Raw genomic sequence first — 21893 nt, 5'->3', positions numbered from 1 at the left:
CGCCACACGGCGGCGCGGCGCGACTTGCGGTGCCCGCCCGCCCGTTCCCAAGATGCGCGCATGAGCTCCATGTGGGTCCTGGAAACGCCGCAGCCGCCGCCGGACGCGCGCATCGCCTATGGTGAAGCCCCGCAGCAGTTCACCGAGCTGCGCAAGCCCAAGGGCAAGGGCCCGCACCCCGTGGTCCTCTTCGTCCACGGCGGCTTCTGGCGCGCCGAGTACGGCCTGGAGCACGCGGGCCACCTGTGCGCGGACCTGACGAAGCGCGGCTTCGCGACGTGGAGCCTGGAGTACCGCCGCGTGGGCCAGGCCGGCGGTGGCTTCCCCGGCACCCTGGAGGACGTGGCCTCCGCCGCGGACCACCTGGTGGACGCCGCCCCGTCGCTGGGGCTGGACCTCTCCAACGTGGTGGCCATGGGCCACTCCGCCGGCGGACACCTGGCCATGTGGCTGGCCGCGCGCCACCGCCTCACGCCGAAGCAGGCGCTGTACCGCGACGCACCCCTGAAGCTGAAGGGCGTGGTGTCCCTGGCCGGCGTGCTGGACCTGGCGCAGGGCGCGGCGCTGGACCTGGGCAAGGGCATCGTGAAGACCTTCATGGGCGGCACCCCGGAGCAGTTCCCCGAGCGCTACGCGGTGGCCTCGCCCGCCGCGCTCCAGCCGCTGAAGTTGCCGCAGGTCCTCCTCCACGGCACCGAGGACGACACCGTCCCCCTGAAGGTCAGCGAGGGCTTCCACGCCCGGGGCGTCCAGCAGAAAGACCCCGTGCACCTGGTGCCCTTGAAGGGCGCGGGCCACTTCGAGCTCATCGACCCACGCTCCAAGGAGTGGCCCCGCGTGGTCCAGGCCGTGCGGACGCTGCGCTAGCGTCCGCCGTGCGCCCGGGGCTCCCTGGAGCCGGGGCTACTTCTTCTGGGGGTTCGCTTCCGGGGGCGGCTTGGACAGCGCGGGCGGGAACGCGTTGAAGCGGCGCCACAGTTCGTAGGCGAGCGGCACCTGTTCGAGCAGCACCCACCCATGGGCCCGCACGCCCTGGCGCAGCAGGTCGCTCGCCGGCCAGGGCTCACCGGGCAGGGGCGTGACGAGGATGCGGAAGCGGCCCGGCTGGCCGCCACCCGCCGCGTCGATGACGGAGACCTCACCCCCGAAGGTGCCCACGGCCACGGAGGGCCAGCCGCTGGCCTGGAGCGCGGGCCAGCCCTCGAACTGCAGCCGCACCTGCCGCTCGCGCATCACCAGCGGCAGGTCGTTGCCGTCCATCCACAGCTCCACCGCGCGCGAGCGCGTCTCCGGCACGAGCACGGCCAGCGGCTCCCCCGTCTTCACGTACATGGCGCTGTCGCCCGCGTTCCTGCGCAGGATGACGCCCGCGCGCGGCGCCGTCACCAGCTGCCGCCCCTGGCGCGCCAACCGCGTGTCCACCCGCGCCAGCTCCGCCCGGGCGCTGGTGAGCTCCTTCATCACGTCCGCCTCCTTGAGCTGCGCTTCCTCGTACTGCTTGCGCGAGCTGAGGCCCTCGTTGAAGAGCTGCCACTGGCGCCGCACGTTGCGCAGCGCCGTGTCGAGCGCGCGCTCGGCCGCCGCGAGGCGGGCCTGCGCCGCCTCCTGTTCGGAGCGCAGGCGCTGGAGCAGCTCCGGGTCGTTGTCCACGATGCGCGCGATGGGGTCCCCCTTGGCCACGTGCGAGCCCTCCTGGACGAACCACGCGTCCAGCCACCCGTCCAGCGGGGCGTCCACGCGCTGCTGGCGCTCGTCCGGCGAGTACGCCACCACCTGGCCTTCTCCAAAGGCCGACTGCTGCCAGGGGATGAACGCCAGGCCGAACGCGAGCAGGACGCCCGCGACCACCATCCCGCCCGCGAGCCTGCGCGCGGAGGCCACCGGGCGGACGCGCGCGAAGGACCCGATGCGGCCATCCTGCAAGGAGACGCGATAGGGCATGCTCATGACGGCTTCACCTCCACCAGGGTGTTCGCTTGCACGCGCAGCGCGCGGTCACAGCGCGCCGCGAGCTCCGGCAGGTGCGTGGTGAGCAGCAGCGTCCACGGCGCGCCGGGGGTCAGCAGCCGGTCCACCACCTGCGAGCGCACGTCCGCGTCCAGGCTGTCCAGGGCTTCATCCAGCACGAGCATCCGCGGGCGGCCCACCAGGGCGCGCGCGAGCATCAGCCGCTGGGCCTGCCCTGGAGACAGCAGCGTGTGGCCGCCCGACAGGCGCGTGCGCAGGCCGTCCGGGAGCCGCGACAGCTCATCCAGCAGACACACCGCGTCCAGCGCCTGTCGCACGTCCTGGAGCGACACGTCCGCGCGGCCCACCGCCACGTTCTCCTGCACCGTGCCGTCGAAGAGCTGGATGCCGCGCACCAGCGCCACCTGGGCCTGCAGCGAGTCGGTGGACGCCTCGCGCAGGTCCATGCCGTCCAGCTCCACGAAGCCGTGGGCCGGCTCCCGCAGGCCCACGGCCACGTCCACCAGCAGGCGCTTGCCGGAGCTGTACGGGCCGACGATGGCGACGCGGCTGCCGGGCTCCACCTTCAGGTCCACGTCGCGCAACGTCGCGGTGGAGAGCGGGCTGGCCGGGAGGCTCACGTCCCGCAGGCGCAGGGCCGCGGCGCGCCCGTCCCGGCGGTCCAGGGGTTCGCCCCCGTCCGGCTGGATGGGCAGGTCGAAGAGGTGGCCCACCTTGTCCACCGCGGCCAGCAGGTCATAGAGGCTCTCCAGGTACTTGCCGAACTTGGCGAAGCTGGCCACCACCGGGGCGACGATGAGCTCCGCGGCCACGAGCTGGCCCAGGCTCAGCTGCTGGCGGGTGACGAGCCAGCCTCCCACGCCCAGCAGCAGCCCGCTCGCGAGCGCCTGGACCGCGAGCGTTCCCGCCACCTGGCGCAGCAGGATGCGGAAGTGCCCGGAGCGCGCCTCCAGATAGGCCTGGGTCGCCTCATCCGCGCGCCGCAGGGCCAGCGCCCCGCCCGCCGGCCCCCAGAAGGCGAGCGGCACCCGCGCCAGCTCCGCCAGCCAGCCCACGACCTCGTACTTCCGATACGACTCCTGGACGCTGGTGCGCACCGCGCCCCGCCCGAGCCCGAAGAGCACCAGCGCCATGCTCCCCAGCAGCAGCAGGTCGAAGCCGAGCAGCAGCGGGCTGTAGAAGGCCAGCACCGTCAGCCCGACGAGCGCCTGGAGCGCGAGCGCCAGCCCATCCAGCAGGATGAGGGAGGTCGCCTTCTGGATGGTCATCACGTCCATGAAGCGGTTCACCAGCTCCGACACGCGGTGGGTGTCATGCACCTGCGCCCGCACGCGCGGCAGCCGCCAGGCGAGGTCCACCGCCATGCGCGCGAAGAGCCGCTGCTGGAGCCGCTCCGCCACCAGGACCTGCATCAGCCGCAGGCCCCCGGCCAGGACGAGCAGGCCGAAGACGACGAGCCCCAGCACCGCCAGGGGCTGGAGCACGGTCCCGAAGGCGGCGGTGTTCACCACCGCCTGCGCGGTGATGGGCACCACGAGCGAGAGCAGCCCCACGCCCGCGCCGTAGACGACGAGGACCCAGAGGTCACCGCGCTCCGGCGTGAGCACGGCCTTCAGCCGCTCCCAGGGGGTCAGGTGAGGGTGATGCGTGTCCGTGGCCATTGTGTTCATCTCCCCGGCGTGGTGACCGTGGCGACCGGCAGCGCCAGCGCGGCGCGCAACGTCGCCGCGGCCTTGAAGTACTCCGCGAGTGCATCCACCTCGCGCACCTGGGCCTCCGCCGCCGTCTGCTCGCGCAGGTTCACGAGCAGCAGGCTGCTGTCGCCGTGGCGCAGGCGCGTGCGCTCACCCTGCGCCAGCTCCCGCGCGGCGGCCGCCTCCGTCCGGGCGAGCAGCACCCGTGACCCGGCCGCGTCCAGGGCCGCGCGCGCGTCCCCCACCTCCACGGCGGCCCGCTCGCGCTGCAGCCGCAGCTGGGCCTCCACGCGCGCCACGGACGCGCGCGTGCCGCCGTCGCGTCCCCGCGCCGCGCGGTTCAGCAGCGGCACGTCCAGCACCACGCCCACCTCCAGCTCCGTCTTGCGCAGCCGCTCCGGCCCCGAGCCCAGGTCCTGCGCGGCCGCCACCGTCACGTCGATGAGGGGCGCCTGCTGGTTGGCCGCGAAGCGCGCCTCCACCCGCTGCTGGGCGGCCTGGGCCTCCAGCCGCGACACATCCGGGCGCCGCGCCAGCATGTCGCCGAGCGGCTCGGCGGCGGGGGGCGGCGCGTCCAGCGCGGGGAAGTCCGCGGGCAGCCGCTCAGGAAGGACGGGCACGGGGTTGCCGTCCGCGTCGCGCAGGTACAGCGCCAGCTCCAGCGCCGCCTGCTTCAACAGCCGCTCCGCCGCCACCACCTGCGACTCGCGCTGCGCGAGTGCGCGCTGGTTGTCCGTCAGCTCGAGGGCCGCCAGGTCCCCCTTGCGCACGCGCTTCGCCAGTTGCGTGTCCCGGGCGCGCGCGAACTCCAGCAGCTCCCCGGCGATGGCCTTGCGGCGGCCGGCCGCGACCCAGTCCCAGTAGCGGTGGGCCGCGTTCCTCGAAGCGTCGAGCGCGGCCTGCCGCACGGAGTGCTCCGCCGCGGTGTGCCCCAGCCGCGCCCGCTCCAGCGTGGCCCTGCGGCGGTCCACCGGGCCGTTGCGCCACAGCGGCACCGTCACCCCGGCGCGCAGCTCGCCCGCGCTCAGCGTCTCCAGGTTGCCGTAGTACTCCGGAATCTTTCCGTCCCCCCGGCGCCAACCGCCGAAGACGGTGGCCCCGTGGTACGGCGTGGGCTGCTGCAGCGTCGCCTCCAGCCGCGTGTACGGGTAGGGGCCCACGGGGAAGGCCGTGGCACGCGCCTTCAGCTCCGGGTCGAAGCCGCCCTGCGCGGCGAGCAGCTCCATGCGCGCGGCCTCCGCGTCCAGCCGGGCCGCCTCGATGAGGGGGAAGTGGGACGCGGTGGAGGCCAGCACCTCCTCCAGCGACAGCGGTGGCGGGGAGGACGAGGACACGCCCCGCGCGCTCGCCGGCGGGCTCCACGACGTCAGCACCAGGCCGCACAGCGCGGCCGCGCACGGCGCGCGCCAGGGCCTGCTGGCGCGGGGCTCTTCGCTCACGTCGCTCCCCGGGCCCGGGGCGTGCTGTCTGGGAGTGCCGCGCATCGACTTCCTCCAGGCGCGGATGGGGACGCGGGCCCCATCCGTTTCGCCGGCCCTGGAAATACGAGCGCGGCGATATATCGGCAAATAGGTAATTGGCGCGCTGAAGCCACAGGAAAGCCGATATATGGCGGCGATGGACTGGCTCAACTACCACCACCTGCTGTACTTCTGGACGGTCGTGCGCGAGGGCGGTGTCGTGGCCGCGGGGCGCAAGCTGCGGCTCAGCCAGCCCACGGTGACGGGGCAGGTGCGGGCCCTCGAGCAGGCCCTAGGAGAGAAGCTGTTCGAGCGCGCCGGCCGCAAGCTCGTGCTCACGGAGGTGGGCCGCTACGTCTACCGCTACGCGGATGAGATCTTCACGCTGGGCAACGAGCTGCAGAACGGGCTGAAGGGGCTGCCCACGGCGCGCCCGCGCAAGCTGCTGGTGGGCGTGTCGGAGGTGATGCCGAAGCTCATCGCGCACCGGCTGCTGGAGCCCGCGATGCGGATGTCCGAAGAGGTGCAGCTCATCTGCACCGAGGACCGGACGGAGAAGCTGCTGAGCGACCTGTCCCAGCACGCGCTGGACCTCGTGCTGTCGGACTCGCCCGTGCCGCCCGCCTCCGGCATCCGCGCCTACAACCACCTGCTGGGCGAGTGCGGGACGACGCTGTTCGCGACCGCGCGGCTCGCGGCGTCCCTGCGCCGCGGCTTCCCGAAGTCGCTGGACGGAGCCCCCTTCCTGCTCCTGGCGGAGGTCGCGCCGTCACGTCGCTCGCTCATGCAGTGGCTGGAGTCGCAGGGGGTGCGCCCCCGCGTCCGGGGCGAGTTCCAGGACAGCGCGTTGATGAAGGCCTTCGGGCAGGCCGGCGAGGGCGTCTTCCCGGGCCCCTCCGTCATCGAGGCGGAGATCCGCTCCCAGTACGACGTGGAGGTCGTGGGCCGCGTGGACGCGGTGCGCGAGCACTTCTACGCGCTCACCGTCGAGCGGCGGCTGCGGCACCCCGCGGCGGTCGCCATCTCCGACGCGGCGCGCACGCACCTGTTCCGGCAGGCCTGAAGGGGGCGGCTCCGGCGCGCGCTTCAGCGCTCCGCGAAGGACCGGGGAGTTCTTCCCAGCAGCCAGCCAGCCGAGCCCTCCGTTCCCCGCCCGGAAGGGGAACCGGGGGAGGCGCCCTGGGTCCGTCCGGGCCACCGGATGCGCACCCTGTCCTTCGGTCCTGGGTGAGGGACGGGAGGAGCATCCACATGGCGACGATGGACGTGATGCGTGGGCCGGGCATGGAGCGGCTGTCGCGTGGCGCGAAGGAGGCCGCGAGCCACCCGTGGGCGAAGAAGCTGGGCCGCATGGGCTACGCGGCGAAGGGCGCGGTCTACGCCATCATCGGCGTGCTGGCGCTGAAGCTCGCGGCGGGCGAGGGCGGCCGCGCCACGGACAGCCGCGGCGCGGTGGCCACCGTCGCGCACGGGCCCTTCGGCATCGCGCTGCTGTCGCTGCTGACGGTGGGCCTCGTCGGCTTCGTCGTCTGGCGCTTCGCGCAGGCGTTCGCGGACACGGAGGACAAGGGCTCGGACGCGAAGGGGCTGGCCGCGCGCGCCATGTACCTCATCAGCGGCGTCATCTACGGCTCGCTGGCGCTGTTCGCGGTGAAGAGCGTGGTGGGCGCATCACAGGGGAGGGGCAAGGGCACGCAGGGCTGGACGGCGACGCTGATGGAGCAGCCCTTCGGCCGCGTCCTGGTGGTGCTGGTGGGCCTGGGCATCATCGGCTTCGCGCTGAAGCAGTTCCACACGGCGTGGAAGGCGAAGTTCCGGGAGAAGCTCACGCTCACGGGCCCGGCGGCGAGTCACCAGCACCGCGTGGAGCGGGTGTGCCAGTTCGGCATCGCGGCGCGCGGCGTGGTGTTCGCCGTCATCGGCGGCTTCCTGGTGCTCGCGGGCGTGGACGCCAACCCGGGTGAGGCCAAGGGCCTGGGTGAGGCCCTGGCCGTCGTCGCCCGCCAACCCGCGGGCGACGTGCTCCTGGGGGTGGTGGCGGCGGGCCTGGTGGCCTACGCCGCCTACCTGTTCCTCCAGGCGCGCTACCGCCAGTTCTAGAAGAGGTTCCAGAGGTACTGGTTCGTCACCTCGTGGTGGAACTGGATCTCCGCGTCCTTCACGCGGGTGCCCAGCTGCTTGGGGCAGCGGTCCGCGGAGGCCACCTTCAGCTCCGCGTACTTGCCCTGCACCTGCTCACCCAGCGTCTGCGCGATGAACTGGCTGCCCTTGAAGAAGCGCACCGCGTCGTAGATGTTGTCCGGCAGGAAGCGCGTGCGGCTGCGCTTGGTCTCCGCGTCCTCCTGCGGCTGCGGCCCCTCCAGGCCCGTCTTCAGCAGCGTGAAGAGGACCATGTACGGGTTCGCGTCCGGCGCCACGGAGCGGCACTCGACGCGCGCGCTGCGCTCGTTGCCGAACGGGATGCGCACCATGGCGCCGCGGTTGTTCGCGGAGGCCTTGATCTGGTTGGGCGCCTCGTAGTGCGGATCCAGCCGGCGGTACGAGTTCACGCTGGAGTTGAGCACCAGGCAGATGTCGTTCGCGTTGGTGAGGATGCGGTCGATGAACTCCCAGCCCATCGCCGACAGGCCGTCCTGGCCGCCCTTGTCGTAGAAGAGGTTCTTGCCGCCCTTGGACAGCGACATGTTGATGTGCATGCCGTTGCCGTTCACGCCCGTGACGGGCTTGGGCAGGAAGCTGGCCGTCAGCCCCTGCTGCGCGGCGACCTGACGGCAGAGCAGCTTGTAGAGCTGGATCTGGTCGGCGGCGACCAGCGCCTCGCTGTAGGAGAAGTTCATCTCGAACTGGGAGGGCGCCACCTCCGGGTGGTCCTTCTCGTTCTCGAAGCCCATGGCGCGCTGCGCTTCCGCGGCCTTGTCGATGAAGGCGCGCAGCCCGTCGCCCGGCAGCGCGTGGTAGTAGCCGCCGATGGAGATGAACTCGAACTTGCCCTCTTCGTGGTAGTGGCGCTCGGCGTCACGGTTCTTGAAGAGGAAGCCCTCGATTTCGGGCGCCGCGTGGAACACGGTGCCGTCCTTCTGGAACAGCTGCTCGGTGGCGCGCTTGAGCTGGCCGCGCATGTCCGAGTGGTACGGCGTGCCGTCGCGCTCCAGGACCTCGCAGAACGCCAGCACCTTGCCGGGGCCGAAGATGTCCGACGGCAGCCAGTAGAACGCGCTCCAGTCCACGTTCAGGCGCAGGTCGCTCTCCGCCTGCGCGGAGAAGCCGCGGATGGAGGAGCCGTCGAAGGTGAGGTTGTCCGCGCTCTTGAGGAGGAACTTCTTGTCGTAGTCCAGCATGTGCAGCCGACCTTCCAGGTCGGTGAAGCACACGGTGACGGCCTTGATGCGCTTCTCGTCGGTCAGGTACTTGATCCGCTCCTCGCGAATCTTGTCCGCCGACTCGCGCTTGATGCGCTGGCGCTTCACCTTGAGGTTGAGCTCCTCCAACTCGTCGTAGGGAATCTCCAGGAAGTCCCGCAGCGGCTTCTGCTCCATGGTCCTGCCTCCAGGCGTGTCCCCGGTTCCGGAATACCGGCGGAGACATCAAAAGCACGGGCGCAGGTATTTACATTCCGCGACGCGAAATCAAGCCTAAATTCTGCGGACTGAAGGCTAAAGGGCTTGTCGGGCCGCTCACAGGGGACAAAACGTCAAGGGACGGGGGGCCTGACGCCCCGGCCAGTGGACACTGCGCGCCGCGCTGCGTTGGCCGCGTGTCCGCATCTGGACGTCCGGGCTACGGGAGGGGGACGAGCCCCTGCTCGGGCAGGGGCGTGCCGGCCGGCCAGAGCACGTACGCGGCCCCCCGGGAGTGCTGCCAGGCTCGCCACAGCGCGGCGCGGGGGTAGGTGGCGCTGGTGGTTTCGTTGGAGCCGAAAGCAGGGTCGTTGACGAGGACGTCGCCGGAATCGGTGAAGCCCTTCACGACGATGAGGTGGCCGTCGGTGCGGCGGGCGGCGCCACCGGGGAGCTCTCCGGGTTCGTAGGCGATGCTGATGCTGACGGGGATGCCGGCGGCGATGAGGCGCTCCACGGGGGCGAAGGAGTCGAAGCGGGCGACGAGTCCGTGCAGCGCGCCGTTGGCCATGCTGGCGGCGTAGGCGGTGTTGAAGCTCCAGTTGCCGGTGCCCTTGTAGACCCAGTCGTAGGTGTGGGCGGCGGCGGTGGGCACGGGGTGTTCCAGGTCCGCGCGGCCCAGCTTCCGGCTCCAGTAGCCGAGCAGCATGGTGGTGGACGTGGGGGAGCACCAGACCTCGCCGCCGTCGGGGTAGATCATCTGCGAGTAGCCCGGCACGTCGAGCACCACGCCCCACCCGGTGCGGTCCGACGTGGCGTCCTGGGGCGTCAGGCGCGTGTCGGTGACGGCGGCGGCGAGCGCCCGGACGCGGGGGCTCGAGTCCGCGCGTTCGGAGAAGAGGTGGACGGTGACGCGCAGGGCGTCCGCGCGGCGCTTCAGGTTGAGGGTGTCGGTGAGGACGTTGCCGTCGGCGTCACCCTGGCCCTCCACGCTGTGGCGGGCGACGGTGGTGGTGTCGAAGGCCCAGACGCCCAGCTCGTAGTCCTTGGTCCAGGTGCCCTCGATGCGGGCGGAGACGGTGAGCTTCACCCAGGTGCCCGGAGGCGTCTGCGCGTCGAAGGACGGCACCACGCTGTCGAAGCCGCCGGGGACGGACTGGACCTCGGAGGTGGCGGTGCCGAAGCGGAACGTGCCCCCGTTGTAGAAGCTGCCGCCGTCCAGCCAGCCGCCCGCGGGGAACGGGTCGGTGCCTTCCTTGGAGGTGGATGGGTCCAGCTCCAGCGCGCCTTCGGCGGTGACGCGGGTGCCGTCGCGGGAGAAGCGCGCGAGGTCGCCCGTCACGGCCGTCTTCTGCCAAAGGCGCGCGGGCGAGCCTGCTTCCGGAGTCGCGTCCGGCGAGGCCGACGGCGGCGAGGAGGCGCAGGCCCAGATGCAGGAGGCCAGCAGGACGGCGGAGAGGACGCGAGCGCGGGCGTTCACGCCCGGGATTGTCGCAAACGCTCGCACGGGGGCTCAAGGCGGATTCCTGGAAAGTCAGGCTGAGCGGACAGAAGGCGGCCAGGGGCCGGAAGGTCAGACGCGGTTGCTAAAGCGCCACGCGCGACCCCCTGGGGCCGCCCCGATGACCCACGCCCCTCTCTATACGGTTGAGTTCTACGAGGAAGCGAATGGCTTCTCGCCCGTCTTCCAATGGATGACCGAGGTGCTCTCCCCAGCGCAGCGGCGCGCCGTGACTGCCGCATTGGAGGAACTCGTCGCGCCAATGGGGCCCGACATCGTGGCAACGGAGTTCGGCAAGAACCTGGGGGGCGGCATCATCGAGCTGCGCTTGCGGCAAGGTGAGGAGCAGCTTCTCAGACGTGTCGGCAAGGCTCCCAGGGACGCTCACCCGGAGGACACGGGCGAGGAGATCTTCCTCCGCATCTTCTTCCACGCGCACGGACAGAAACGGGCGCTGGTCCTCCACGGCTACGACAAGGGCCGCAATGCGGCCAAGCGGTACCAACAACAACAGATAGGTGTCGCGGAGGCCCGGCTTGCCCGCTTCAAGCAGCGTGAGAAGCAGGAGGGCAAGGTGAAGAGGAGGCAAGCCCACGCAGCGAAGCCGAAGCCCGGGCGGTAGCAGTTGCTGGTTATGGGTTATAGGAATATCGTCCCTTTGGAGATTCCATGCGCACCCTCAAGGACCTGACTGGCTTCGTGGAAGAGGAGGCCGCTGCGGAAGGGCCTGCTGCTCAAGCGGAGCTGCAGGCCCAGCGCGACCGTTTCCGCATCGCTCGGGAGTTGGCCCTGTTGCGGAAGGCGCAGGGCCTGACGCAGGCGCAGCTCTCCGCGAGAGCGGGGGTGCCCCAGAGTGAGATCAGCAAGATTGAATCGGGAAAGGCGAACGCCACCGGGCTGACGCTCTTCCGCATGGCCCATGCGATGGGCCACGCATTCCGACTGGAGCCTGTCGGGCGCGTCGCGGCTCCCAGCAGCCCCCGCCGGCCTGGCGCCGCGGGGAAGGGGCGCACCGCGCGGAAGCGTGCAACCCGGTCACGCAAGTTCGAGCCCGCGTGACCCGCGGTGATGGCTTGGTGAGCCTGGAGCCGTCCACGTCCGAAGTGGACTCGCAGCCGGCCCGCCGCAGCGACCAGTCCACCAGGGCCTTGGAGAGGAGCCCCTCACGCCCAGAGGTCCTGCTCCAGCGTGTCCAGCAGCGCCAGTGCCGCCTCGGGCGTGGGCATGCCCGCCTCCGTGATGATGCTCGCGTCCAGCGGCACCGCGACCTCTTCCCTCAGGAGCGCCACCGCGCGCTTCTGCGCCTCGCGCAACGTCTCACGCTCCTGGGCGGAGAGGCGCGGACGGGCCCACTGGTCGATGTCCCACGACAGGGCCGCGTGCCGCGTCTCGTCCTCCGCGATGCGGACCATGGCCTCGCGCACCTCCAGGTCACGCGCATGCAGCGCCTGGTGGTGCGCGAGCAGCGCGCCGTACGTCTCCCGCACGCAGCCCTCCACCGCGTTCTCCAGCGCCACGTCCATGAGCGAGCGCGGGGGCAGCTCCGCCACCACCGGACGCTGGGGCGTGCCGCCGAAGCGCCGCGCCAACTGGTCCGTCACCCGGGCGTGCTGGACCTCCTCCATGGCACTCCTGCGCGCCGCGTCCTGGAGGCCCACGTCCGCGCCGTGCAACTCCAGTTCATCGCGCAGCCGCAGGAACGCATGGACCGACGCCGCCTCCAGGTGCGCCGCGTCCGCGAAGTAGCGCCCCAGCGCCTCCGGGTCCTGGCACGCCTCCGCGACCTGGAGCCCCACCGGCCGCCGGCCGATGTTGCAGTTGGGGTTCCCCTTCTCCAGGACGCGCTTCTCCTGCTCCTGGACCTCGCCGGAGGCGGTCACCTTCACCACGTGCTGCGTCAGCTCCGTGCCCGGCCCGCAGGCGTAACCCTTCGTGCCGATGACGCTGAAGCTGCCGTCGTCGTTCTTCTTCACCGCGCCGCTCTTCAGCTCGGAGCAGCTCACGCTGTAGCCCGCGGCGAAGGTCTTGAGCACCGCCTCCTGCTCGGTGTCGACCGTGCCCAGCACCTGCTGGAGCTCCGCCAGCGTCGCGTGGGTCTTCACCTCGTCACCCCGCGTCGTCACCAGGAAGGCGTCGGAGCAGATGTCCAGGCAGACGTGGTGGAAGCCGGCGTTCACGGTCGCGTTCTCCAGCGCGGTTTCGCACGCGGGAACGTCGGTGGCCGTAGCGCAAGCCTGGCCGGAGGACGACGCCGCGAAGGGCGTGAAAACCTGGCCCGGTCCGTTCGTGGTGATGTAGCGGAGCTGCACGAAGTCCGGTGCCGGCGCCAGCGTCAGGTCACTGACGGCGAGGCCCTGGTCCGTGCACGCAACCTTCGAATAGCCCGTCAGGTCCGTGCTCCCTTCCGTGCCACAGCCCGCCAGCACCAGGGGCGTGGCGAGCGAGGCGTGCAGGGCCCGCGAGAAGAGACGGCGCAGTCGGTGGATGTTCACGGACACGACTCCAGGGCAAGCGGTGTGTCCGGGCACTGAGCAATGCGGATGCCAGCGGGTCTCCCCAGGGGCGCCCTCTGTCCGCGCCGCTCGGAAAGCCGAGGAGGACTCGGAAAGTTGAGGGGGACAGGACCTAGCCGCCGCGCTTCCGGGGCGTCTTCCGGGCCGGGGGGCGAGCAGCGCGCGGCCGTTCAATGAGCGCGGCCAGCCCGTCCAGGATGCGCTCCAGGCCGAAGGCATAGGCATGGTCCGGGTCGTACGCGGCGCCATGGGCCGCGCCCGCCGCGGAGCCCACCCGGGACGCGGTGGGGTAGCGCTCCGCATCGAACATGCGCGTGAGCAGGGGCGCGTTCGCCTCCCACCAGTCCCCGTCACTCATCCGTGACTCCAGCCGCGCGGCGCGCTGGTCCGAGGCCGCCCGCGCGGAGGACTCCACGAAGCCCAGCACGAACGTCAACGCGGCGTCCTGCGCCACGTCGTCCAGGCCCACGCCTTCGAGCGCCTGGAGCTCGTACTCGTACTTGGCCAACTGGCCCGGGCCGAGGGGCGGGCGCGTGGTGGACACATCCGCGAGCCATGGGTGCTCGGTGAACAGGGCGCGGTTGTCATGCGCCACGGCCTCCAGCCGCGAGCGCCAGTTCCGGGCCTTCGGCTTGCGCCGGGCCATGCCCGCGTAGAGGGTGTCGAGCATCACGTCGATGAGCTCCGCCCGCCCCGGCACATAGGTGTAGAGCGCCATGGGCGCGATGCCCAGCCTCCCCGCCAGCGCCCGCATCGTCACCGCGTCCAGCCCCTCCGCGTCCGCCAGCGCCACCGCCGCCTCGACTACGGCGGTGACGGTGAGCGTCTGCTTCGGACCGCGCTGGCCCTTCGCGGGCAGGGACTCCCGCCACAACAGCTCCAGCGTCCGGGTGGGGTCTCCCATGCTGCTGCGATGCGATGCCATGCGCCGGATTCTTCCAACGCCGCGACCTTGACGTGCAACTCCGTACGACGTACGTAGATTGAGCCGTCGAACCCGTGGGGAGGAACCGTCCATGCGAGTCACCGCTTCCGCCGTGTCCCTGAACGTCGATGACGTGGAGGCCTCCGCGTCCTTCCTGAAGCGCCACTTCGGCTTCACGGAGGCGATGGCCGCGGATGGCTTCGTGTCGCTGAGCCGGCCCGACGTGGGCTTCAACGTCATCTACCTGCGCACGGGCCTGAAGACGCTCAAGCCGGAGTCGCTCAAGGCGCGCCGGGCGGACGGGCTCATCGTCGCGTTCGTCGTGGACGACATCGACGCGGAGTACGCGCGCATCCAGGCGGAGGGCGTGAACATCCTGACGCCCATCGAGACGGAGGCCTGGGGCGAGCGCTACTTCCAGGTCGCCGACGCGAACGGCGTCATCGTCCAGCTCGTGCAGTGGATGCACGCGCCGGGCACCACGGCCTGAGTTCCAGGCGCACCGGCGGGTAGGAAAGTCTCCGGTCCCGGAACCGGCCTGGCAGGCAGCCGGGACGTTTGCCGGATGTCAGACCGAGTGGATAGCGTGCAGCTCATGCCGGACATCCGCCTGCCTGCCGAAGCGAAGTACAAGAACGAGCTGGACGCCCTCGCCGCGCATGACGACAAGCCCCGCCCACCGGGTTGGGCGCTGTCGCCTCGCGCGGTGGAGACGTACATCCTGGGCAGCCCCAAGCCCGTGGGCGGCGTGGCCATCACGCCCAAGTACGTGGGCGACAAGGGGCTCATCCAGGTGTGCATCGCGACGCTCGCGTCGGACCGCGCGCTGATGCTCGTGGGCGAGCCGGGTACCGCGAAGAGCTGGCTGTCGGAGCACCTGTCCGCGGCCATCAGCGGCACGTCCGCGCTCGTCGTCCAGGGCACGGCGGGGACCAGCGAGGACCACATCAAGTACTCGTGGAACTACGCGCTCTTGCTCGCGCAGGGCCCCACGCCGGAGGCGCTGGTGCCGTCGCCCATCCTGCGCGCCATGCGCTCGGGCAAGTTCGCCCGCTTTGAAGAGGTGACGCGCACGTCGCCGGAGATTCAAGACTCGCTCATCTCCATCCTGTCGGAGAAGCAGGTGTCGGTGCCGGAGCTGGGGGAGGTGACGAGCGCGCAGCGCGGCTTCAACCTCATCGCCACCGCGAACACGCGCGACCGCGGCGTCAACGAGATGAGCGCCGCGCTCAAGCGCCGCTTCAACTTCGTCACCGTGCCGGTGGTGGAGGACCTGGAGCAGGAGATTCAAATCGTCACCAAGCGCGAGGCGGAGCTGCGCACGGACTACCAGGTGGGCGTACCGCCGCCGGAGGAGCTGTCGCGCGTGCTGCTGACGCTCTTCCACGAGCTGCGCAAGGGCGTGACGAAGGACGGCAAGACGAAGGTGCGCACGCCCGGGGCGGTGCTGTCCACGGCGGAGGCCATCAGCGTGCTGTTCAACAGCTCCATCCTCGCGCAGCAGTTCGGCTCCGGGACGGTGACGTCGCAGGAGCTGGCGGCGTCGCTGGTGGGCGCGGTGGTGAAGGAGCAGGAGGACGACGTGAAGGCGCTGCGCGAGTACATGGAGACGGTGGCCAAGACACGTTCGGGCCCGTGGAAGGAGCTGTACACCGCGAGCAAGAAGCTCCTGAGGGGCTGATGGACTTCGCCCTGCTGTCCCGGGTGCGGCACTTCCCGGTCCGTCACCACTCGCCGCGCACCACCGCCGTGCTCCTGAAGTGGCTGGAGCGGGTGAAGCCGGAGGTGGTCCTCGTGGAGGGCCCCTGCGACGCCACCGCGCTGGTGGACGTGCTGTGCGACGCGCAGACCCGGCCGCCCGTGGCCATCCTGGGCTACCGCACGGATGGCACCCCGTCCTCCTCGCTGTGGCCCTTCGCGGCGTACTCGCCGGAGTACCAGGCGCTGAAGTGGGCCCGGGCGAACGGCGCACGGGCGGAGTTCATCGATATCCCGGTGGGCGTCAGCCTCGCGGTGGACCGCCAGGTGCCCGGCCTGGGCCTGGAGGCGGAGGCCACGGGGCCGGATGCGGCCGCGCTGGAGGAGGAGCCGGTGGTGCCGGTGACGGAGGCGTTCGCGCGCTCGCACGGCTACCGCTCCTTCGAGGAGTTCTGGGAGGCGTCCTTCGAGGCGCCGGACTGGAGCCCGGAGCAGTTCCAGCCGCTGCTCATCGCCTGGGCGGAGGTCCTCAACGCGGGGCCCCGGCTGGCCTATCACGGCCAGCGCGACGCCTTCATGGCGCGCAAGGTGCTGGAGGTGGTGGCGGGAGGCGTGGCGCCGGAGAAGGTGGCGGTGGTGGCGGGCGCGGCCCACATCGCGGCCTTCCTGGCGAAGAGCGTGGACCCGGCGGAGGAGGCGAAGCTGCCGCAGGCCGGGCCATGCGCGGTGACGGTGATTCCGTACAGCTTCCCGCGCCTGTCGGAGCAGCTGGGGTACGGCGCGGGCAACCGGGCGCCGCACTTCTACCAGAAGGCCCACGAGGCGAACTGCGACTTCCGGCGGGCCACGCTGGAGGTGCTGCTGGACTTCGCGGCGCACCTGCGGATGCGCGGCTTCTCCGCGTCGCTGTCGGACGTGCTGGAGGCGTACCGGCTGGCGGTGACGCTGTCGGATCTGCGCGAGAAGAGCGCCCCGGGCCTGGATGAGCTGCGCGAGGCCACGGTCGCCACGCTGTGCCGGGGCGACGCGACGCACGTGGACGGCTTCCTGTGGAAGAGCGTCATCGGCCATGAAGTGGGGCAGGTGGCGAGCCGCATCGGGCAGAACTCGCTCCAGGCGGAGTTCTGGCGCGAGGTGGGCGAGCGGCGGCTGCCGCGCACGGACAGCCCGGAGACGTTCACGCTGCGGCTCAACAACCCGGTGGAGGTGGGCTCCTCCGTGTTCCTCCACCGGCTGCGCGTGGCGGGCATCCCGTACGCCACGCTGTCCGGCACGGGCTCGTCGCGCAAGCAGGGTGGGGAGGCGGAGGCCGGCGGCTACGCGGCGCTCACCCGCGTGCGCGAGGCGTGGCAGGCGCAGTGGACGCCGTCCACGGACGTGGCGCTGGTGGAGAAGATTGTCCTGGGTGACTCGCTGGAGGCCGTGACGACGCGCGTGCTCCAGGAGCGGCTGACCCAGGCGAAGACGACGGCCCAGGCGGCGGACGTGTTGCTGGAGTCCGTCATCACCGGCTGCTCCCAGACGGTGGCCCAGGCGCTCAAGGTCTGTGACGCGCACGCGGCCACGGACGCGGACCTGCCGTCGCTCGCGTCCGCGGCGCGGGCGCTGTCGGGGCTGATGGCCTACGGCACCTCGCGCGCGCACTCGGACGTGGGCGACGAGGCGGTGGCGGCGCTGGGGGAGAAGACCTTCGGCCGGGCGCTGCTGCGCGTGCGCGACGCCAGCGCCTGCGCTCCGGAGGCGGTGCTCCCGGTGCTGGACGCGCTGCGCACGCTGCACGAGGTGGCGCTGTCCCAGCCGCGCGCGGACAAGGAGGGCTGGTTCGTGGAGGCGCGCGGGTTGATGGCGAGCCACGCGGTGCACCCCGCGACGTCGGGGCTGGCCACGGGCCTGTTGTACCTGGCGCGCGAGCTGCCGGAGGCGGACGTGGCGCTGGAGGTGGGCCGGCGGCTGTCGGCGGCGGTGGAGCCGGCGGACGCGGCGGCGTACCTGGAGGGCTTCCTCCAGGTGAACGCGCTGGTGCTGGTGAAGAGCCGCGACGTGGTGAAGGCGCTGGACGACTTCCTCGTCAGCGTGGAGCCCGAGCGCTTCCGGCAGACGCTGCCGGTGCTGCGCCGGGCGCTGGGCGCGCTGGGGGCCACGGAGCGCCGCTACCTGATGGAGAACGTGATGGGCGTGCGCCAGCTGAAGGACAAGGGGCGCGCGGTGAAGGCGGTGCTGGAGGAGAAGGACAAGGCGACGCTGAAGGACCTGAGCGCGGACCTGGGCAAGGCGCTCGACGACCTGGATGACCTGCTATGAGCGTGGACCCCAAGGACCTGGACCCGAAGGACCGCGACGCGCTGTTGCGCTGGCGGCTGGCGCTGGGCCCGGAGGCGGAGAAGACGGGCTCCTGCCCTTCCCTGAGTTCGCTGGGCGCCAGCGCGGACACCGTGGACCTGAAGGGCGACGACCTGGAGGGGCTGGATGACGCGCTCTCCTTCGTCTACGGCGAGCGCTCGGCGGGGCGGGGCGGCTCCAAGCCGTATCTGCCCAAGTGGCTGGGCGCGCTGCGCGACTTCTTCCAGGACGACGTCATCGCGCTGGTGCAGAAGGACGCCATCGAGAAGAAGGGGCTCACGCAGCTGCTCTTCGAACCGGAGACGCTGCCCTTCCTGGACAAGAACCTGGAGCTGGTGACGACGCTGGTGAGCGCCCGGGGGCTCATCCCGGAGCAGGCCAAGGACACCGCGCGCGCCATCATCCGCGAGGTGGTGGAGGACCTGCGCAAGAAGCTGGAGTCCCCGCTGCGCACGGCGGTGCTGGGGGCGCTGCGCAGGGACAGGACGAGCCCCATCCCCATCGCGCGCAACATCGACTGGCGCCGGACCATCCGCTCCAACCTGAAGGGCTGGGACCCGGAGAGAAAGCGCCTCATCCCGGAGCGCTTCTACTTCTGGCCCAACCAGCGCCGTCACCACGAGTGGGACGTGACGCTGGTGGTGGACCAGTCCGGCTCCATGGCGGAGAGCGTGGTGTACAGCTCCGTGATGGCGGCCATCTTCGCGTCGCTGGACGTGCTGCGCACGAGCCTGGTGCTGTTCGACACGGAGATCGTCGACATGACGCCCGTGCTGGCGGACCCGGTGGAGGTCCTCTTCTCCGCGCAGCTGGGCGGCGGCACGGACATCAACCGGGCGGTGGCCTACGCGCAGGAGCACTACGTGCGCCGGCCGGAGAAGACGCTCTTCATCCTCATCACCGACCTGTACGAGGGCGGCAACGCGGAGGAGCTGGTGGCCCGGCTGCGGCAGCTGGTGGACTCACGCTCCAAGGTGCTGTGCCTGCTGGCGCTGTCGGACAGCGGGCGGCCGTCGTACGACCACGCGATGGCGGAGCAGCTCACCGCGCTGGGGATCCCGTGCTTCGGGTGCACGCCGCGCAAGCTGGTGGACGTGGTGGAGCGGGTGATGCGCAACCAGGACCTGGCGCCGCTGCTCGCGTCCGACGACAAGAAGGGGGAGCGTCATGGCTGAGGTGCGGCCCATCATCGGGATGGGCGGGATGACGGAGATCATCAGCGACAAGGCGGAGCTGGCCAAGGGCGCGGCCCTGTTCGACGGCAAGCAGCTCACCAACCTGTCGCGCTACGAGAACCGCCTGTTCGCGGACGCGGCGGGCTCCGGGGCGACGCCGTACAAGGTGTCGCTGGTGTTCGGCGAGTCGCGCTCGGACGTGAAGGGGCGGTGCTCGTGCATGGCGGCGCGCTCGCGCCCCTTCTGCAAGCACGCGGCGGCGCTGCTGGTGGCGTGGGCCCGGGCGCCGCAGGCCTTCGTGACGGCGGAGGCGGCCCCGGCGGCTCCGGCCGGTTCGGGCGGCGCCAGGAAGAGCGTGAAGAAGGGCAAGGCGGAGACGGGCGACCTGATGAAGGCGGGCGTGGCGCAGGTGTCCACGCTGGTGCGCGAGCTGGGTCTGTCGGGCGTGGCGTCGCTGGGTGCCGAGCGGCCGGAGCAGGTGCGCGCGCTGGGTGAGGCGCTCCGGGCCAACGGCCTGCGGCGGCTGTCCGCGCGGGCGGTGGAGCTGGCGGGCCTCCTGGACGCGGCGGCCTCGCGCACGGGCACCTTCGAGGCGCCGGTGTACACGGACCTGGTGGCGGACATGCTGCTCACCGCGCGCAAGGTGGAGAAGCACCTGGGCGGCGACGCGCTGGAGGCCCGCCACGTCGAGGAGCTGATTGGCAAGACGTGGACGAAGAAGGACCGGACGCCCGTCACGGGGCTGACGCTGGTGGAGTACGCGTTCTCCTCCAAGGTGACGGCGGACCGGTTCATGGTCCGCGAGAGCCGCTTCGTGGACCTGGTGTCGGGCGGCCACTACAGCGAGAAGCAGATCCTCCCCGCCACCCTCAAGACGGTGGCGCCCAAGAAGAGCCACGCGGGCTACGTGCTCCAGGGAGCGCAGGGCAACCAGTACCCGGGCTTCGCGCCGCACCGGCTGGACCTGGAGGAGTGGACGGGCGGCGCTCCGGTGGACAGGGCCGTGCTGGAGCGGCTGGTGGAGGTGGCGCTGCCGGACGTGGGCGCGGTGATGACGGCCTTCCAGGAGCACCGCAAGGACGTGTTCGCGCCGGACCTGCTGCCGGTGGCCGTGCGGGTGGAGACGCTGCTCGCCAGCGGGACGCGCTCCCAGTTCGTGGACGGCTCGGGACGCGGACTCTTCCTGCCCGTGGACTCCTCGCTGGAGGAGCCGCTGTCGAGCGCGCTGGAGGACTCGAGGCTGGTGGCGGTGCTGGGCGACGTGGGCCTGGAGGCGGCGCTGCCCACGCTTTTCCCCACCGCCGTGGTGGTGCGGACACCGGAGGGGCTGGACCTGCGCACGCTGGGGCGTTCGGAGGACGCGCCCGTGTCGCCCCGGCGGCGCGGCCGCGTGCGGGCCCCCACCGCGCCGAACGCGCTGCCTCGCAGCGGGTGGGCGGAGGCGGCCCGGGCGGCGGGCGCGTCGCGGGCGGCCATCGCGCTGGCGGAGGTGCGCGACGAGCTGGCGGACGCGTTCGCCAGCGGCCTTTCGGCGGTGAGCCCCCGGACGGTGGAGCCGCTGGTGTCGCGGCTGAAGGAGCTGGGGCTGGAGAAGCCGGGCGCGCTGCTGGAGGCGCTGGCGCAGCGGGCGGACCCGGCGGAGCGGCTGGACGACTTCATCAAGGTGTACCAGGTGCTGGGCATCGCGCTGGTGCGGCTGTCCGGCGCGGTGCAGGTGGACCTGGCCGGGCTTGAGGCCGTGCCCACGCACCCGAGCATCCACGTGCACCGGCCGGAGGAGGTGCTGAGCCCGGGCGAGGCGATGGTGCGCCGGGCGCGCGGGGAGCTGACGCGCTACGAGGCGGCGGCGCACGCGGCGCGCTACTACGCGGGCCTGGGGTCGGACGCGCTGATGCGGGAGCTCTACCCGGCGTGGAGCGATGGCTCGGCGAGCGCCTTCGTGGCGCGCACGGTGGCGGCGCGTGGAGAGGAGGCCCTCGTCGTCGTGCGGGGCGCGCTGAACGAGCGCCACAGCCGCATGGTGCGCCGCACCGCCATCCGCGTGCTGGGCGCGATGGGCGGGGTGCAGGCGAGGCGGGAGCTGGACGCGTTGACGCGCGGGGGGCACGACATGGGCCTGCGCCTGTACGCGCGGGAGACGCTGGAGGACGTGCAGGCCCGGGAGACGGGGGAGAAGGCCGTGGCGGAGCTGGCGCGGCGCCGCAAGGACAAGGCGGTGCCGCTGATGCAGGCGGCGCTGTCAGAGACGACGAAGGACGCGCGCGGGGCGGCGGTGGCCATGCTGGCGGACCTGGGCACGGTGGCCATGCCCGTGCTGCGCCAGGTGCTGCACTCGGACCCGTCGCGCGAGGTGCGGCGCGAGGCGGCGGAGGCGCTGGCCCGGCTGGGGGACGCGGAGGTGCTCGACCGGTTCATCGACATGGTGCAGGGCCGCGGCCACGACGACGTGGAGGCGAAGCACGCCGTGTACGCGCTGGGCATGCTGGGCGACGTGCGCGGCGCGGAGGCCCTGCTGCTGGCGTTCGCGGACGGGTGGAAGCCCGGCGTCGTCGCGGAGGCGATGCGCGCGCTGGGGCTGGCCCTGCTTCGGCCCGCGCTGAACCTGGCGGAGACGCGTCCGGAGGTGCTGGAGCGGCAGGCGCTGCGCGGCCTCTTCGAGGCCTTCGAGCCGCCCCTCCTGGCGAAGGAGCTGCTCGCCCGCGTGGTCAGGTCCCTGCCGCATGTGGACCTGCTCACGCGCGCGGCGGCGTACCTCAAGGTCGCGGCCGTGAACCCCGCGGTGGGCAAGGTCGTGGCCGCGCGCCTCATGGAGGTTCCCGCCGTGGCCGAGGACAAGGCCCTGGCCAGGGCGGCGAAGAAGCTGCTGTGAGGCCCTGGCCCCGCCGCGGGGCGCTCAGCGCCCCAGCTGCGCGGTGAGGTCGATGCGGGTGGGGGGGACGGCACGGAGAAGGGCTTCCCGGCGGCGCCGCTGAAGTCCGGCGTCTTCAGGTTCACCGAGTACACGCAGGGGTTGGCGTAGAGGCAGGCGCGTCCCCGTCAGACGCGGGGCATTGCGTGGGCCC

The 21893-nt window shown here is 71.9% G+C and carries 17 protein-coding genes; 10 read left to right on the top strand and 7 right to left on the bottom strand.

Features of this window, described 5'->3' with window-relative positions; all coding sequences use genetic code 11:
• Positions 1–60: 60 nt before the first annotated feature.
• Positions 61–867, top strand: coding sequence for an alpha/beta hydrolase family protein (locus AABA78_RS22560; RefSeq protein WP_338265616.1), 807 nt, complete (start codon positions 61–63; stop codon positions 865–867).
• Positions 868–903: 36 nt separating this feature from the next.
• On the opposite strand, the gene AABA78_RS22555 is transcribed toward AABA78_RS22560, so the two are convergent.
• From AABA78_RS22555 to AABA78_RS22545, 3 genes are read right to left on the bottom strand one after another with little or no spacing between them, the layout of a single operon-like run.
• Entirely contained in the window at positions 904–1947 is a 1044-nt protein-coding gene (locus tag AABA78_RS22555; RefSeq protein ID WP_338265615.1) for an HlyD family secretion protein, read from the bottom strand.
• Complete coding sequence (locus tag AABA78_RS22550) at positions 1944–3629, bottom strand: peptidase domain-containing ABC transporter (RefSeq protein WP_338265614.1); 1686 nt, start codon at positions 3627–3629, stop codon at positions 1944–1946. The genes AABA78_RS22555 and AABA78_RS22550 overlap by 4 nt, the downstream gene beginning before the upstream one ends.
• Positions 3630–3634: 5 nt before the next feature.
• Entirely contained in the window at positions 3635–5101 is a 1467-nt protein-coding gene (locus tag AABA78_RS22545; RefSeq protein ID WP_338265612.1) for a TolC family protein, read from the bottom strand.
• A 169-nt stretch (positions 5102–5270) separates the two neighbouring features.
• Here AABA78_RS22545 and nhaR point away from each other — a divergent pair, with 169 nt between their 5' ends.
• Positions 5271–6185, top strand: coding sequence for a transcriptional activator NhaR (gene nhaR, locus AABA78_RS22540; RefSeq protein WP_338265609.1), 915 nt, complete (start codon positions 5271–5273; stop codon positions 6183–6185).
• Positions 6186–6373: 188 nt separating this feature from the next.
• Positions 6374–7222 carry a DUF1206 domain-containing protein gene (locus AABA78_RS22535; RefSeq protein ID WP_338265608.1) on the top strand — a complete coding sequence of 283 codons (849 nt, stop codon included), beginning with the start codon at positions 6374–6376 and terminating at the stop codon, positions 7220–7222.
• Here the strand turns inward: AABA78_RS22535 and AABA78_RS22530 are convergent.
• Together AABA78_RS22530 and AABA78_RS22525 are read right to left on the bottom strand one after the other, a co-directional pair.
• Positions 7219–8658 carry a glutamine synthetase family protein gene (locus AABA78_RS22530; protein ID WP_338265606.1) on the bottom strand — a complete coding sequence of 480 codons (1440 nt, stop codon included), beginning with the start codon at positions 8656–8658 and terminating at the stop codon, positions 7219–7221. The two genes, AABA78_RS22535 and AABA78_RS22530, sit on opposite strands and share 4 nt — an antisense overlap.
• Before the next feature lie 241 nt (positions 8659–8899).
• The gene (locus AABA78_RS22525) at positions 8900–10159 is read right to left on the bottom strand and encodes a C39 family peptidase (RefSeq protein ID WP_338265604.1); all 1260 of its coding nucleotides are present in this window, start codon (positions 10157–10159) and stop codon (positions 8900–8902) included.
• A gap of 142 nt (positions 10160–10301) precedes the next feature.
• Here AABA78_RS22525 and AABA78_RS22520 point away from each other — a divergent pair, with 142 nt between their 5' ends.
• A complete protein-coding gene (locus tag AABA78_RS22520; protein WP_338265602.1) occupies positions 10302–10802 on the top strand; it encodes a hypothetical protein in 501 nt (166 codons plus the stop codon).
• 47 nt (positions 10803–10849) lie between these two features.
• On the top strand, positions 10850–11239 hold the full coding sequence (locus AABA78_RS22515) for a helix-turn-helix domain-containing protein (RefSeq protein ID WP_338265601.1): 390 nt from the start codon (positions 10850–10852) through the stop codon (positions 11237–11239).
• Between the two features lie 104 nt (positions 11240–11343).
• Here the strand turns inward: AABA78_RS22515 and AABA78_RS22510 are convergent, their stop codons facing one another.
• Together AABA78_RS22510 and AABA78_RS22505 are read right to left on the bottom strand one after the other, a co-directional pair.
• Positions 11344–12672 (bottom strand): ferritin-like domain-containing protein, encoded by a 1329-nt coding sequence (locus tag AABA78_RS22510; RefSeq protein ID WP_338265598.1) that lies wholly within the window; start codon positions 12670–12672, stop codon positions 11344–11346.
• A 133-nt stretch (positions 12673–12805) separates the two neighbouring features.
• Entirely contained in the window at positions 12806–13618 is an 813-nt protein-coding gene (locus tag AABA78_RS22505; protein ID WP_338265595.1) for a TetR/AcrR family transcriptional regulator C-terminal domain-containing protein, read from the bottom strand.
• A 91-nt stretch (positions 13619–13709) separates the two neighbouring features.
• On the opposite strand from AABA78_RS22505, the gene AABA78_RS22500 reads away from it, so the two are divergent.
• From AABA78_RS22500 to AABA78_RS22480, 5 genes are all read left to right on the top strand, one after another.
• Positions 13710–14108, top strand: coding sequence for a VOC family protein (locus AABA78_RS22500; RefSeq protein WP_171416430.1), 399 nt, complete (start codon positions 13710–13712; stop codon positions 14106–14108).
• A gap of 87 nt (positions 14109–14195) precedes the next feature.
• On the top strand, positions 14196–15299 hold the full coding sequence (locus tag AABA78_RS22495; protein WP_338265591.1) for an ATP-binding protein: 1104 nt from the start codon (positions 14196–14198) through the stop codon (positions 15297–15299).
• Positions 15299–17617, top strand: coding sequence for a DUF5682 family protein (locus tag AABA78_RS22490; RefSeq protein WP_338265590.1), 2319 nt, complete (start codon positions 15299–15301; stop codon positions 17615–17617). The genes AABA78_RS22495 and AABA78_RS22490 overlap by 1 nt, the downstream gene beginning before the upstream one ends.
• The gene (locus tag AABA78_RS22485) at positions 17614–18831 is read left to right on the top strand and encodes a VWA domain-containing protein (protein WP_338265588.1); all 1218 of its coding nucleotides are present in this window, start codon (positions 17614–17616) and stop codon (positions 18829–18831) included. The genes AABA78_RS22490 and AABA78_RS22485 overlap by 4 nt, the downstream gene beginning before the upstream one ends.
• The gene (locus tag AABA78_RS22480) at positions 18824–21700 is read left to right on the top strand and encodes a HEAT repeat domain-containing protein (protein ID WP_338265587.1); all 2877 of its coding nucleotides are present in this window, start codon (positions 18824–18826) and stop codon (positions 21698–21700) included. Before AABA78_RS22485 ends, AABA78_RS22480 begins: the two co-directional genes overlap by 8 nt.
• The last annotated feature ends 193 nt before the right edge of the window (positions 21701–21893 follow it).

It is taken from the genome of Corallococcus caeni (assembly GCF_036245865.1).
Taxonomy (GTDB): domain Bacteria; phylum Myxococcota; class Myxococcia; order Myxococcales; family Myxococcaceae; genus Corallococcus; species Corallococcus caeni.
This window is presented reverse-complemented; position numbering and strand designations above follow the sequence as displayed.